At 74.6% G+C, this 13,323-nt stretch carries 10 protein-coding genes; 8 read left to right on the top strand and 2 right to left on the bottom strand.

Annotation, left to right across the window (positions count from 1 at the left end; genetic code table 11):
- Positions 1 to 100 precede the first annotated feature (100 nt).
- The 5 genes from ACGFNF_RS23450 (at position 101) to dinB (ending at position 7,128) form a co-directional block, all read left to right on the top strand.
- Entirely contained in the window at positions 101 to 2,248 is a 2,148-nt protein-coding gene (locus ACGFNF_RS23450) for a glycogen debranching N-terminal domain-containing protein (protein ID WP_393170608.1), read from the top strand.
- A 99-nt stretch (positions 2,249 to 2,347) separates the two neighbouring features.
- Positions 2,348 to 3,568 carry a GAF domain-containing SpoIIE family protein phosphatase gene (locus ACGFNF_RS23445; RefSeq protein ID WP_357579528.1) on the top strand — a complete coding sequence of 407 codons (1,221 nt, stop codon included), beginning with the start codon at positions 2,348 to 2,350 and terminating at the stop codon, positions 3,566 to 3,568.
- A gap of 102 nt (positions 3,569 to 3,670) precedes the next feature.
- Positions 3,671 to 5,245 carry a glutamate synthase-related protein gene (locus tag ACGFNF_RS23440; protein WP_393170606.1) on the top strand — a complete coding sequence of 525 codons (1,575 nt, stop codon included), beginning with the start codon at positions 3,671 to 3,673 and terminating at the stop codon, positions 5,243 to 5,245.
- Between the two features lie 70 nt (positions 5,246 to 5,315).
- Entirely contained in the window at positions 5,316 to 5,840 is a 525-nt protein-coding gene (locus ACGFNF_RS23435; RefSeq protein ID WP_393170604.1) for a GNAT family N-acetyltransferase, read from the top strand.
- A 100-nt stretch (positions 5,841 to 5,940) separates the two neighbouring features.
- Positions 5,941 to 7,128: a DNA polymerase IV gene (gene dinB, locus ACGFNF_RS23430; protein ID WP_393170602.1), complete on the top strand. Its 1,188-nt coding sequence runs from the start codon at positions 5,941 to 5,943 to the stop codon at positions 7,126 to 7,128.
- Positions 7,129 to 7,143: 15 nt separating this feature from the next.
- Here dinB and ACGFNF_RS23425 read toward each other — a convergent pair whose 3' ends face one another.
- Entirely contained in the window at positions 7,144 to 8,748 is a 1,605-nt protein-coding gene (locus tag ACGFNF_RS23425) for a Na+/H+ antiporter (protein WP_357579523.1), read from the bottom strand.
- A 162-nt stretch (positions 8,749 to 8,910) separates the two neighbouring features.
- Positions 8,911 to 11,343 carry a M14 family zinc carboxypeptidase gene (locus ACGFNF_RS23420; protein WP_393170599.1) on the bottom strand — a complete coding sequence of 811 codons (2,433 nt, stop codon included), beginning with the start codon at positions 11,341 to 11,343 and terminating at the stop codon, positions 8,911 to 8,913.
- A gap of 380 nt (positions 11,344 to 11,723) precedes the next feature.
- On the opposite strand from ACGFNF_RS23420, the gene ACGFNF_RS23415 reads away from it, so the two are divergent.
- The 3 genes from ACGFNF_RS23415 to ACGFNF_RS23405 all read left to right on the top strand — a co-directional run bounded on the left by ACGFNF_RS23415 (position 11,724) and on the right by ACGFNF_RS23405 (position 13,320).
- Positions 11,724 to 12,209, top strand: a complete 486-nt coding sequence (locus ACGFNF_RS23415; RefSeq protein WP_357579521.1) for a hypothetical protein — start codon at positions 11,724 to 11,726, stop codon at positions 12,207 to 12,209.
- A gap of 157 nt (positions 12,210 to 12,366) precedes the next feature.
- Positions 12,367 to 12,822, top strand: a complete 456-nt coding sequence (locus ACGFNF_RS23410; protein WP_393170597.1) for a hypothetical protein — start codon at positions 12,367 to 12,369, stop codon at positions 12,820 to 12,822.
- A 165-nt stretch (positions 12,823 to 12,987) separates the two neighbouring features.
- Positions 12,988 to 13,320: a hypothetical protein gene (locus tag ACGFNF_RS23405; RefSeq protein WP_357579532.1), complete on the top strand. Its 333-nt coding sequence runs from the start codon at positions 12,988 to 12,990 to the stop codon at positions 13,318 to 13,320.
- Positions 13,321 to 13,323: the final 3 nt, after the last annotated feature.

Raw genomic sequence — 13,323 nt, 5'->3', positions numbered from 1 at the left:
CGCCGCCCGCGCACCCACGGCCCGCTCACCTCGCCCGGCGCGTTGGTGGCGCTGGCGTCGGCGCCGACGACCGCCCCCGCCCGGGCGCGCCCCGGCCGCGATGACCCGCGTCCGGAACCTGCGCGTCCGCCCGGACCTGCTCTACGTGGCGAGCGGCTGGAGCACCCTGGTGACCGACGTGCGCGGCCGGATCACCGGCGTCGACCCGCAGGGCTTCTTCGCCCGCAACACCCGGGTGCTCAGCACCGAACGCCTCAGCGTGGACGGCCGCGAGCCGGTCCCGTTCAGCACGGCCAACGTGGCCGGGCACGCCCAGCTCTCGTACGCCGCCCTCGGCGACGGTGACACACTGCCCTCCCGCGCGGCCTACCTGCTGGTGGAGCGCTTCGTCGGCGCGGGGCTGCGGACCCGGCTGACCGTGGTCAGCTACGCGGCCGTGCCGCTGGACCTGCGGCTGCGGATCCACCTCGCCGCCGACTTCGCCGACACCAGCGAGGCCGAGACCGGCCGCCGGGTGCAGTCCGGCACGGTCGACGCGAGCTGGGACGACCGGAACCGGGAGCTCCGCCTGACCTACCGGTGCGACGGCCTCGACCGGGCGGTGGCGATCGGCGTACGGGCCGACACGCCCGTCCGGTACGCCGACGCCGCCCTGACGGTCGACCTCGCGGTGCCGCCCCGGGGGTCCCGCCGGGTGGAACTCCTCGTCGAACCCGTCTTCGACGGGCAGCGCCTCGCCGCGCCGCCACCGACCTTCGCCGAGCCGGACGACGCGGCCGCGCGCGCCCGGGGCACCCTGGCCGGCGAACTCGCGCGGCTCGCCAGCAGCAACTTCGACGTCACCGCCGCCTGGCGGTGCGCGGTCGACGACCTATCCGTGCTGCCGCTGGGCGAACCGGAGGGCCCGACGGCGCCCATGGCGGGCCTGCCCATCTACCAGGAGATCTTCGGCCGCGACACGATGACCGCCTCGTGGCAGTCCCTGCTCGCCGGGCCGACGATGCTGGCGGACAGCCTGCGGCTCAACGCCCACCACCTCGGGCGGCGCGTCGACGACTGGCGCGACGAGGAACCCGGCAAGCCGTTGCACGAGGCCCGGCGGGGCCCGGTGTCCGCGCTCGGGATCGACCCGTTCGACGGCTACTACGGCGACTGGTCGACCGCGCCGGACTTCCTGGTCTTCCTCGGCCAGTACCTGGCCTGGACCGGGGACCTCGACACGGTACGGGACCTGCTGCCGACCGCGCGGCGCGTGCTGGGCTGGATCGACCGGTTCGGCGACCTCGACCGGGACGGCTTCCTCGAATACCACCGCCGCTCCCCCGCCGGCCTGAAGAACCAGGGGTGGAAGGACTCGGACACCGCCATCGTCGACGAGCACGGCGAGGTGGTGCCGAACCCGATCGCGACCAGCGAGTTGCAGGCGTACTGGTACGCCGCGCTGCGGCACGCCGGGATGGTGTTCGCCGCGGCCGGCCATCCCGCGTACGGCGCCGGACTGGTCCGCCGGGCCGCCGCCCTGCGGCGCCGCTTCCACCGGGCCTACTGGATGCCGGACCGGGGCTGCCACGCGTTGGCGCTGGGGCCGGACAAGCAGCAGGTGCGCTCGGTGAACTCCAACGACGGCCACCTGCTGGCCACCGGGATCGTGCCCGCCCGCATCGCGCCCCTGGTCGCCGACCGGCTGCTCGCCCCCGACATGTTCAGCGGCTGGGGGGTGCGCACCCTGTCCTCGGCGCACCCGGCGTACGACCCGTTCAGCTACCACCGGGGCAGCGTCTGGCCGGTCGAGGCGGGCACGATCGGCCTGGGGCTGGCCCGGTACGGCTGCTGGGAGCACCTGCACCGGCTCGCGGAGGGGATGTTCTCCGCGGCGGCGCTCTTCACGGAACACCGCCTGCCGGAGGTGCTCAGTGGACTGCCCCGCGACGACGCCCATCCGCACCCCGGCGTCTACCCGGACTCCTGCTCCCCGCAGGCCTGGTCCGCCAGCGCGGTCGTCGCGCTGATCCAGGCGCTGCTGGCGCTGCGCCCGGCCGCGCCGCTGCGGACGATCTTCGTCGACCCGCACCTGCCGGAGTGGCTGCCGGACCTCACGCTGGAGGGCGTGCGCGTGGGCGGGCGCACCGTCGACCTGACCGTACGCCGCGGGCGCGGCGGGCGCACGTCGCTGCGCGCCCGGGGCGACCGGATCGCGGTGGTCCGCCGGCCCACGCTCCAGGCCTCGGCGACCCGCCGCCGGTCCTGACCGGCCGATGCCCGGACCGGGTCCGTGGAGACGCCGCGCCCGGGCCCGCCGGCACAACGCGGAATCGGCGGTCGCAGCCGTCAGGGCTAGGATCCGGTGGTGGGCGGTCAAGGGCTCATCCAGGACGACGAACGGTTGCGCCGCATCGAGGCGGTGACCGACGCGACGCTGTCCCGCCTCGACGCGGCCGACCTCTTCGACGAGCTCCTCGACCGCGTCCGGGACCTGCTCGACGTCGACACGGCGGCCATCCTCATGCTGGACATGCACTCCCAGCAGCTCGTGGCCACCGCGGCCAAGGGGCTGGAGGAGGAGGTCCGGCAGGGGTTCCGCGTCTCCGTGGGCCGCGGGTTCGCCGGCCGGATCGCCCTGACCGGACGGCCGGTGATCGTCGAGGAGGTCACCCCCGACGTCGTGGTCAACCCGGTCCTGCTGTCGATGGGGCTGCGGTCGCTGCTCGGCGTGCCGATGTTCGCCAGGGGCGAGCTGATCGGCGTGCTGCACGTCGGCACGCTGAGCCAGCGCCGGTTCACCACCGACGACGTACGCCTGCTGGAGCTGGTCGCCGACCGGGCCAGCCTGGCCAACCTCGCCCGGTCCACCAACCTCGACCACAACGCCGCCCTCGCCCTGCAACGCAGCCTGCTGCCCGCCCAGCTGCCCAGCCTGCCGGGCCTGGACATGGCCGCCCGGTACGTGCCCGGGCACGTCGCCGGGATCGGCGGCGACTGGTACGACGTGTTCGTCCTGCCCTCGGGCTGGCTGGGCCTGGTCATCGGCGACGTGTCGGGCCACGGCCTGCAGTCGGCCGTGGTCATGGGGCGCGTCCGCAGCGCGCTGCGCGCCTACGCGCTGGTCTGCGATGACCCGGCGGAGGCGTTGACGCTCCTCGACCGCAAGGTCAGCCACTTCGAGGCCGGAAACCTCACCACGGCGCTCTACGCCATGATCTCCCCCGACCGGACCCGCATCCGGCTCTCCACCGCCGGGCACCTGCGCCCCGTCCTCGCCGTGCCGGGCCAGCCGGGCGCGCCCGTCCCGGTCCACGCCGATCCCCCGCTCGGCACGGGTCGCCGGCCGCCGCCCCGGCAGCAGGCGGAGGTGGACTTCCCGCCGGGCGCGGTGCTCGTCTGCTTCACCGACGGCCTCGTCGAACGCCGCCACGAGGTCATCGACGTCGGCCTCGACCAGCTCGCCGACGTGGTCCGGCCGGCACCGGCCGAGCAGGTGTGCGCCGAGGTCATGGACGCCCTCGGCACCGAGCAGCCGACCGACGACATCGCCATGCTGGTCGTCCACCGGCTCCTGACCCCGCACTGATCCGTCAGACCGCCCGCCCAGGCGCGCCGTCCGGACGGGCGACGCCGGCCGCGTGGTCGCCGGCCCGTTTGGCGGGAGGCGATCGCGGAAAGAGTGGCGGGCATGAAGTGGGCAAGCCGAGCCGTACCCGCCGCCGTCGCCGCCGTCGCGGCCCTCGCCGCACGTGACCTGATCCAGCGCGACCACGCGTTGCTGCGCAACTTCCCGGTCCTCGGCCGGGCCCGGTACCTGCTGGAGTCCATCGGGCCGGAGCTGCGCCAGTACATCGTCGCGGGCAACAACGAGGAGCGGCCGTTCACCCGCGACCAGCGCCGCTGGGTGTACGCGTCGGCGAAGCAGCAGAACAACTACTTCGGCTTCGGCACCGACAACGACATCGAGTTCACGCCCGGATATCCGATCATCAAGCACCGCACCTTCGGCCGGGCCGTCCCGCCGTCGACGCCGGGCGCCGGACACGACGTACGGCTGCCGTGCGCCAAGGTGCTCGGCGCCGCGCGGGGCCGCGCCCACGCGTTCCGGCCCGAGTCGGTGGTGAACATCTCCGGGATGAGCTTCGGCTCGTTGTCCGGCAATGCCGTCGAGGCGCTCAACCGGGGCGCCGCCCTGGCCGGCTGCCTGCAGAACACCGGCGAGGGCGGGCTGTCGCCGTACCACCGCAAGGGCGGTGACCTGGTCTTCCAGATCGGCACCGCGTACTTCGGCTGCCGCGACGAACGCGGCCGGTTCAGCCTGGACCGGCTCAGGGACCTGGTCGCCGGCGCGCCGGTGCGGGCGCTGGAGATCAAGCTCAGCCAGGGCGCGAAGCCCAGCCTCGGCGGCCTGCTGCCGGCGGCCAAGGTCTCGGCGGAGATCGCGGCGACCCGGGGCATCCCGCAGGGGCGCGACTGCGTCAGCCCGTCGCGGCACGCCGAGTTCTCCGACTGCGACAGTCTGCTCGACTGGGTGGAGCTGCTCGCCGCCGAGACGGGCCTGCCGGTCGGCATCAAGTCCGCGGTGGGCGACCTCGGCTTCTGGGAGGAGCTGACCACCCTGATGCGCGACACCGGGCGTGGGGTCGACTTCGTCACCGTCGACGGCGGCGAGGGCGGCACCGGCGCCGCGCCACTGATCTTCACGGACTCGGTGTCGCTGCCGTTCCAGCAGGGTTTCACCCGGGTCTACAAGGTCTTCGCCGAGCGCGACCTGCACGAGCAGGTGGTGTTCGTCGGCGCCGGCAAGCTCGGCCTGCCCGACAACGCGGTGGTGGCGTTCGCGCTCGGCTGCGACATGGTCAACGTCGGCCGGGAGGCGATGCTGGCGATCGGCTGCATCCAGGCCCAGAAGTGCCACACCGACACCTGCCCCACCGGTGTGGCCACCCAGAACCAGTGGCTCGCCCGGGGCGTGGACCCGGGCTCGAAGTCGGTCCGCGCGGCCAACTACGTCCGGACACTGCGCCGCGACCTGGTCAAGGTCGCCGAGGCGTGCGGCGTCGAGCACCCGGGCCTCATCGACACCGACGCGATCGAGATCCTCGACGGCCGGACCGCCTCGCACCCCCTGCACGAGGTGTACGGCTACCGCCCCGGGTGGGGCCTGCCGTCCGCCGCCGACCGGGCGCAGATCGCCCGGCTGATGACGGCGGAGGCCCCGCAGGGCGGCACCGCCCCGCCCTCGCCGACCGCGATGTCCTGACCCGCCCGGTACGCCACCGGCCGCCGATAATGGCGCGCACCGGGTGCACCGCTGCGCCTATCGTGGCCCGGTGTTGATCAGACGCGAGACCCCCGCCGACGTCGACGCGATCCGGGCGGTGCACCTCGCCGCCTTCGCCGACCCGGAGAAGCCGGACGCCGTACCCGTCGAGGCGGGGTTGGTGGACGCGCTGCGGGCGGACGACGGGTGGCTGCCGGCCCTCTCCCTCGTCGCGGCCGACGACGCCGGGCGGGTGGTCGGGCACGTGGTGTGCACCCGTGGCCGGGTCGCCGGCGAGCCGGTCGCGCTGGGGTTGGGCCCGCTCGGCGTGTTGCCCGCCTGGCAGCGGCGCGGGGTCGGCTCCGCGCTGATGCACGCCGTGCTCGGCGCGGCCGACGCGCGCGAGGAGGCCCTGGTGGTGCTACTCGGGCACCCCGACTACTACCCGCGCTTCGGGTTCCGCCCGGCGGTCGACCTCGGCGTCACCCCGCCGCAGCCGTGGGGGCCGCAATACTTCATGGCCCGCCCGCTGAGCGCGTGGCGGTCGTCGATCCGCGGCGGGTTCAGCTACGCCCGCCCGTTCGACGAGCTGTAGGCGAGCCGCCAGCGGCCTGACCGGCGGCCGAACGATGCTCTCCGGCGACGTTCGGGCAGGTCAGTGCCGCAGTCGCGGGTCCGCGTGCGAACATGTGTTCGTGTCGCGAGAGGCCAGCATCCTGCACGCCGACCTGGACGCGTTCTACGCGTCGGTCGAGCAGCGGGACGATCCGCGCCTGCGCGGCCGGCCGGTGATCGTCGGCGGGGGCGTGGTCCTCGCGTGCAGCTACGAGGCGAAGGCCCGCGGCGTCCGCAGCGCGATGGGCGGCCGGCAGGCCCGGCGGCTCTGCCCCGAGGCGATCGTCGTGCCGCCGAGGATGGCGGCCTACACGGCGGCGAGCCGCGCGGTGTTCGAGATCTTCCGACGGACCACCCCGGTCGTCGAGGGGCTTTCCATCGACGAGGCGTTCCTCGACGTGGGCGGACTGCGCCGGCTGGTCGGGCCGCCCGCCGACATCGCCGCCCGGCTGCGCCGGGACGTACGCGAGGGGGTCGGCCTGCCGATCACGGTGGGCGTGGCCCGCACGAAGTTCCTCGCCAAGGTGGCCAGCGGCGTCGCCAAGCCCGACGGCCTGCTGGTCGTCCCGCCGGACAGGGAGCTGGCGTTCCTGCACCCGCTGCCGGTGGAGCGGCTGTGGGGCGTCGGGCCGGTGACCGCGACGAAGCTGCGCGAGCGGCGCATCCGTACGGTCGGGCAGGTCGCCCGCCTCGGCGAGGCGACGCTGGTCTCGCTGCTCGGCGCGGGCGCCGGTCGGCACCTGCACGCCCTGGCGCACAACCGCGACCCCCGGCCGGTGCAGGTCGGCCGCCGGCGCTCCTCGATGGGCGCGCAGCACGCCCTCGCCGCCGTTCCGCACTCCCCCGCCGAGTTGGAGGCGGTCCTCGCCGGCCTGGTCGACCGGGTGACCCGGCGGATGCGGGCGGCGACGCGGGCCGGCCGGACGGTGACGCTGCGCCTGCGGTTCGGCGACTACACCCGCGCGACCCGCTCCCACACGGTGGCCAAGGCGACCGCCGACACGGCCCCGCTGCTCGCCGCGGCGCGGACGCTGCTGCGGGCCGCGCTGCCCGAGATCGAACGGCGGGGCGTGACCCTGCTCGGCGTCTCGGTCGGGAACCTGGACGACTCCCCCGTCCAGCCGCCGCTGCCGTTCGACCGCGATCCGGGGGCGGACCTGGACGCGGCCGTGGACGCCGTACGCGACCGGTTCGGGTCGGGGGCGCTCACCCGGGCGGTGCTGCTCGGCCGGGACCCCGGCCTGGAGATGCCGCTGCTGCCGGACTGAGCACGGGGCGGCGAGTCAGGACGGCGGCAGCGGCGGCAGGACGCTCTCCTCGTGGTCCAGCTCCCGCTCCAGGATGCGCATGTCGGCGTCGGCGAGGCGGCCCGCGTCCCGCCAGGCGAGCAGTTCGTCCCGCTCGGCGGCGATCATCTCCCGGCGGGCCAGCAGGGCCGCCCGGTAGCGGTCGTCCACCGGCAGCACCTGGTCCTCGACGTGGGAGAGCAGTGCGACCCGTTCGGTGTAGCGCTTGTGCCGGCCCTCGGCGGCCCGGCGCAGCGGGGCGGCGACGTCGCGTACGCCCGGGTCGGCCTCGGCCAGGGCGGTCAGCCGGTCGAGGGCGGCCTGCACCGCCGCGGCGCGCGCCTCGTTGCGGGTCAGCGCCCGGCTGACGGCGGTGCCCGGCAGCCGCAGCCGGCGCAGCAGCGGCGCGAAGGTCAGGCCCTGACCGACGAGCGTGACCAGCACGACCAGGTACGCGCAGAACAGCAGCAGGTCCCGGGCGGGCGTGCTCGCGGGCAGCGTGAACGCCGCCGCGAGGGTGATGACGCCCCGGGTGCCCGCCCAGCTCAGCGCGAGCAGCTCCCGACCGGACAACGGCGGGTTGTCGGGACGGGGGTCGCCGCCGAGGCGGGCGTGCATCCGGGCGGGCAGGTGCGCGGCGGCCAGCAGCCACAACGGACGCACCAGCAGCACGATGCCGACGGTGACGGCCCCCGCCGCGACGACGGTGCCCAGGTCGTAGGCGGCCAGCCCGCGTACGACGGCGGGCAACTGCTGGCCGATGAGCAGGAACACGTAGCCCTCGAGGAGGTACTCCACCAGGTGCCAGACCGAACGGGTCTGCAACCGCGCGCCGCTGGACTGCAGGGACGCGCTGCGGTGGCCCAGCCAGAGGCCGGCCACGACGACCGCCAGGACGCCGGAGACGTGCAGGCTCTCGGCCGCCACGTAGGCGGCGAACGGGGTGCCCAGGGACAGGGCGTTGTCGGTCAGCGGATCGGAGGCCATCTTCCGCAGGTACGCGATGACCCACGCGACGGCCATGCCGACGGCCAGCCCACCGGCGGCGACGAACAGGAAGTCGCCCACGGCGTGCCCGACGGAGAACCTGCCGCCGATCGCCGTCGCCACGGCGACCTGCAGGATCGTCAGGGCGGTCGCGTCGTTGAGCAGCCCCTCCCCCTCGACCAGCGTGGTCAGCCGGGGCGACATGCCGGCACGCCGGCCGATCGACAGCGCCGCCACCGGGTCCGGCGGGGAGACCGCCGCGCCCACCGCGATGGCGAAGCTCAGCGGGACGGCGGCCACCACCGCGTTGAGCCCGAAACCCACGGCGAGCGCCGTGACCAGGACGAGCGCCACCGACAGGCCGATCACGGTGCGGGCGTTGCGGCGCAGCGCCGTCAGGCTCGACTGGAGGGCGGCGCCGTAGAGCAGCGGGGGGATGACGAGGTAGAGCACGACCTCGGGATCGAGTTCCAGGTTCGGGCCGGGCAGGTAGCCGTAGCCGATCCCGGCGAGCACCAGCAGCACCGACGCCGGCAGGTGGGTGCGGCGGGCCAGGGCGTTGGTCAGGACGACCACGACGAGGCCGCCGAGGGCCAACGCCACCAGCTCGCCCATCCCGCCGGTCCCTCCCGCTGTCGGCCTCCGCCCCGGGCACCACCGTAACCCGGTCCTGCGGCGGTGGCCGGGCAGCGCGCCTCCCCTCGCCCGGGGCGGGGCGACGGGCGGCGGGGGTGCGCCGGGTGGGACCCCGACGCACCCCCGTCAGCGACCCGGCCGTCAGCGCGTCGGCGGTACGGCGGTGCCCTTGCGGTAGTTGCGGCCGTTGCCGTCGGGGCGGTAGTTGTTCTCGACGTTGCCCGCCGAGTCCACCGAGAACCAGTGGATCCGCGTTCCCGCCGGGACGGTCAGCGTCTCGCCGCCCTCCCGGATGCCGGCCGAGCCGTAGAGCTTCGACGCGTACGTGGGGGCGGCCCGGTCGAGGGTGTAGAAGACGGCGGCCGGCTCGCTGGTGGAGAAGGTCACGTCCACCATGCCCGGCGTCGCGCTGGGCGCGACCGCCAGCGTGCTGCTCGGCCTGGTCCGGTCCCTGGCGAAGTCCCGGGCCACCCGCATCAGCTCGACCAGGCCGTTGGCGAACTCCAGCGCCTCGGCGTGCGCCTCGTCCCACTCGGGCTGGAAGGAGGTGCCGACCTCGAAGTTCCAGGCGTAGATGCCGTACTTGTACCAGAGCATGTCCCCGGAGTTGCCGGCCGCCGAGTAGAGCACGTCGGAGATCGGGCCGGTGCGCGCCGGGGTGACCGCCATGTTGCGGTGCCGCTTGATGGCGGCCAGGATCCGCGAGGACGCGCCCCAGAAGGCCGACTCCTCGGCGAGCGTCGGGCGGGGCGCGGAGACCCGGTCGGGCAGCGCGTACGCCCCCGGCGACCACATGAAGTAGTTGCCCGAGGAGTGCAGGTTCATCGAGAACCGGATGTTGGGGCGGGAGGCCAGCCAGTCGAGGTTGCGGTTCTCCGGCTCGGAGAGCTCGCCCGGCCCGGCGTACGTGCCGCTGGTGCAGCTCGTCGACGCACCCGAGTAGCCGTCGAAGAGGCTGTACTCGGTGTAGTTGCGGTTGTTGTCCACGCCCCAGGAGTTGCGGGCCAGGAAGTCGGCCGCCCCGGTCGTCGGGCAGTGGTTTGTCATGTTCTTGCGCTGGGAGTTGAAGTCGTAGAAGGAGTAGTGGCCGCCGTCGGGGTTGATCGAGGGGGCGATCCAGATGTCGAGGCTGTCGAGCAGTTGCCGGGTCCGCCCGTCGTGGGCGTAGTTGCGCAGCAGCCGCTCGGCGGTCTCGACGGTCACCAGCGGGGGGACCCACTCGCGGGCGTGTTCCTGCGCGTAGGCGAGCACGCCGAGCTTCGAGCCGTCCCGGTGCTTGCCGATGCGGATGGCGTACACCGGATGCGGGTCGCGCGAGACGCTCGCCGGCGCGCTCAGGCCGTCGCTGAGCGGGGTCCGCGCGGCCGGCGCGACCACGCCGCCGCCCGGGCTGCCCCGATAGGTGTACGCCCGCACGAGCGTCCCGGCTTCCGCGTTGAGTGCCGCGACGACCTGGGCGGCCGTGCTGGTCACCGCGCCCTCGCCGTCGGTGCCGAGCGTGACCCGGACGGCCGCGCCGGCGACGGTCACCGACAGCGGGGTGTCCGCGGCGCCCGGGTCGGCCAGTTCCACGGAGACGTCGTTGCCGCCCTCGTGCCCCCAGGCCAGGGAGTCCACCGCGACCCGGCTGTCGGTGGCGGTGCCCAGCACGGCCTGGGCGTGCCGCCGGTAGCCGTTGGTCCGGTGCGGCAGTTCGACGACCTCCGCCAGCCGGGGGAACTCGGCCGCCAGCTGGTGGATCCGCGCGTACAGCTCGGTCGGCGTCAGGTAGCTGGTGACGAAGTCCTTCTGGTATCCCGGGCCCTCGGGGCCGTCGCCCGGGGTGGGCAGCCACTCGCGGACCTCGGCCACGGCCACGTCGCCGGTCGGGCTGGTGATCCGGATCCGGTGGGGCCGGCTGGTCACGGGCGCGGCGCCGCGGTGGTAGAGGTAGACCCCGGCGTCGACGAAGCGGGAGATCGTCTGTGTACCGCCGGAGCCGATCTCGGTGCCCGGGCCGCTGTCCCGCTCGACGGTGAGGGCGTCGGCGGCGGTCTGGCCCTGCGCCCACTTGGCCTCGACGGAGAGGATCTGGCTCGTGCCGGAGGTGTAGTAGTCCGCCCGGATGATCTTGACGTCGGTGGCGGCGGACGCGCTCGGGCCGCCCGTCGCGGCGGCGAACCGGCGGTTCTGGGCGACGTGCCCGGCGATGGTCGCCTCGCGTTCGGCCACCCGGGCGCGGGCGTCGGCGGGACGGTGCAGCACCTTGCCGAGGGTGAAACCGGCCCTGGTCAGCGCCGCGGCCTCGCTGGCGGTGACGACCGCGTGCGCGACGACCCCGTTCCCGGTGCGGGTGACGTGGTGGTCGAGGTCGACGCCGGTGGCGACGAGGGCGTCCAGTTGGGCGGTGCCGGCGAGCAGCACCTCGACGACGTTCGCCTCCTCGTCGGCGACGCGCACCAGCTCGACGGGGGGTTCTGCGGCGGGCACGACGGCCGAGGCGGGGCTGACCAGCAGCACCACCGCCGTGGCGGCGGCGAGCGCGGCCGGGACGGGTAGGCGGCGTCGCCACCGGGGAGCTAGGGGATCACGCATGTGTCCGCCCTTCTGGTGTCGGCAGGGTGACCGGACGGGATGGCCGAGGGGCCGCCCGGGGGTGCGCGGCAGTTCGCGCGCCCGACCGCAGGGTCGCGACCCGGCGGAGCAGAGATGGGGTGTCCGGATGCGACGGACCGACGCCGCCGGGCGCGGGAAGCGTCGTCAGGCTGGTGGCCGAGAGCCGTTCCGGTCGAGGTCGGTGGATTGGGTCATCCTCAGCGCACACAAAGTGATCTGTCAATCCCCGTCGATGTCCCGTCCGCGCCGCCGGTCGACCCGCGGGCCGCCCTGAGTAGGTGTGCTCACGCCCCGCCCGGAGGCCACCCACATACTTACCCGAGCTGGTTGGACAAGATCGCCGGGAGAAGGCCACAGGCATGACGAAGCAGCACCGACCGACGTCTCCGATCACCGCGCTCGTCCTGGTCCTGTGCACCCCGGTGGCCGCCTGGTGGCTCATCGGGGACCTGACCGGCGACGAGGCCCGACAGCTCGCCGCCGAGGGCGTCGAGTTGGACTACGCGATCCGGCCGGTGAGCCTCGGTGCGGCGGGAGACCGGATCGTCGGCGTCCTGGCGTGCGTCGGCGTCGCCCTCGCGCTCGCCTGGTTGATCCGGGCCACCGCACGCCGCCGTCTCGATCGCCGGTGGTGGTGGGTGCTGGCGCCGCTCGTCGCGGCCGGCGTCCTCCTCGGCCTCGCCTGGCGGGTGCTGACCGCCGGCGGGATCGGCGCCAACATCGGAGCGGGGCTCATGGTCATCGCGGGTGGACCGACCCTGGCGGTCCTGCTGATCGTCGCCGCAGTCGCGGCGCTGCGGATGCGCCGGAACCGGCCGCCGCGAGCCCCGCACCGCGCCGAGTGACGACCGGGCCGTCGGAGAGAACGGCCAAGAGCCTGCACCGGCGATCGGAGACGACCCTGTGACCCTTCCGCCCCCACCGCCGGGCGTCGATCCCCGCGTCCGCCCGGAAGGTCAGCCCGGGGCGTCACCGGGCGCCGTTCTCGCGGCAGGTGTCGCCGTGGTGGCCTCGTGCCTGTGCCTGTTGGGCCTGTTCGTCCACACGTACGGCGGCCACGACCGTCCAGGGCTGATCGACAGCCCCGAGGTGGCCGAGGTCGCGGAGCGCGCCTGCACCGCCATGCGGGCCGCCGTGGCGGTGCGGGCCGCACCACCGCGGGCCGCGACGGAGGTTAAGGTGGGCGCGATCCGGCAGCAGAACGACGCGGTGCGCGCCATGGTGGCAGAGGTACGGCGCCTGGGGAGTGCCCGGCTGCGCGACGACCGCCCGACCGCCGACTGGCTGTCGGACTGGGAGAGCCTGGTCGACAGCCGGGAACGCCATGCCGCAGCGCTGTCCACCGGTCGCAAGCCCCAGTTCGTCGTTCCGGTCGTCGACGGGGTCGCGATCACCGACCGCATGAACTCGACCGGCCTGGTCTGCCAGGTGCCACCGCAACTGTCGGACCTGCGGTAGCCCGCCGGCCGTCTCGGCACGGCTGCTCCGTGATCTGGCTCACCCGGCCCCGGCCTGCGCGCCCTCCGGCGCCCTGTTGCGCAGCCTGGAAGGGGTGTCGAGGTTTCGTCGGCAGGCAGACTGGAGAAGGTGAAGATCGCATCTGCGCTCAAGGGGGATCAACTCGTGTCCGACACCACCGCCCGGTCCGACCGTCAGGCAGACCGTCCCGCCGAGGTGACCGACCCGCTGCTGTGGAAGCTCGCCCTGGACGTGGCCGACGCCCACGAGCCGGACGGGGACGGTGGTTGCCGCAACCTGCTCTGCGCGGGCCAGGCCTGGCCCTGCCCGGCCTGGAACAACGCCCAGCGCGCCCTGCGCATGGCCCGCACCGGCTCCGGGCAGCCGGCGCCGCACGCGACACGGCCGGCTGGCGGCCAGGGCCGCTCCGACCTCTCGGTGCCCGGGTTGGCGCAGCGCATCCGGCCGAACGACCCGCGGGCGGCGTCGGCCGCCTAGGCC

This window comes from Micromonospora sp. NPDC048868 (assembly GCF_043198195.1).
Taxonomy (GTDB): Bacteria; Actinomycetota; Actinomycetes; order Mycobacteriales; family Micromonosporaceae; genus Micromonospora; species Micromonospora reichwaldensis.
Note: the sequence above shows the minus strand (reverse complement) of the source record. Positions and strands in the feature narration are given on the sequence as shown.

What these genes read in the sequence shown, in the direction of transcription:
- ACGFNF_RS23440 (WP_393170606.1), top strand. Translation starts at nt 3,671, where the DNA reads ATGAAGTGGGCAAGCCGAGCCGTACCCGCCGCCGTCGCCGCCGTCGCG.
- ACGFNF_RS23415 (WP_357579521.1), top strand. Translation starts at nt 11,724, where the DNA reads ATGACGAAGCAGCACCGACCGACGTCTCCGATCACCGCGCTCGTCCTG.
- ACGFNF_RS23420 (WP_393170599.1), bottom strand. Translation starts at nt 11,343, where the DNA reads ATGCGTGATCCCCTAGCTCCCCGGTGGCGACGCCGCCTACCCGTCCCG.
- ACGFNF_RS23425 (WP_357579523.1), bottom strand. Translation starts at nt 8,748, where the DNA reads ATGGGCGAGCTGGTGGCGTTGGCCCTCGGCGGCCTCGTCGTGGTCGTC.
- ACGFNF_RS23450 (WP_393170608.1), top strand. Translation starts at nt 101, where the DNA reads ATGACCCGCGTCCGGAACCTGCGCGTCCGCCCGGACCTGCTCTACGTG.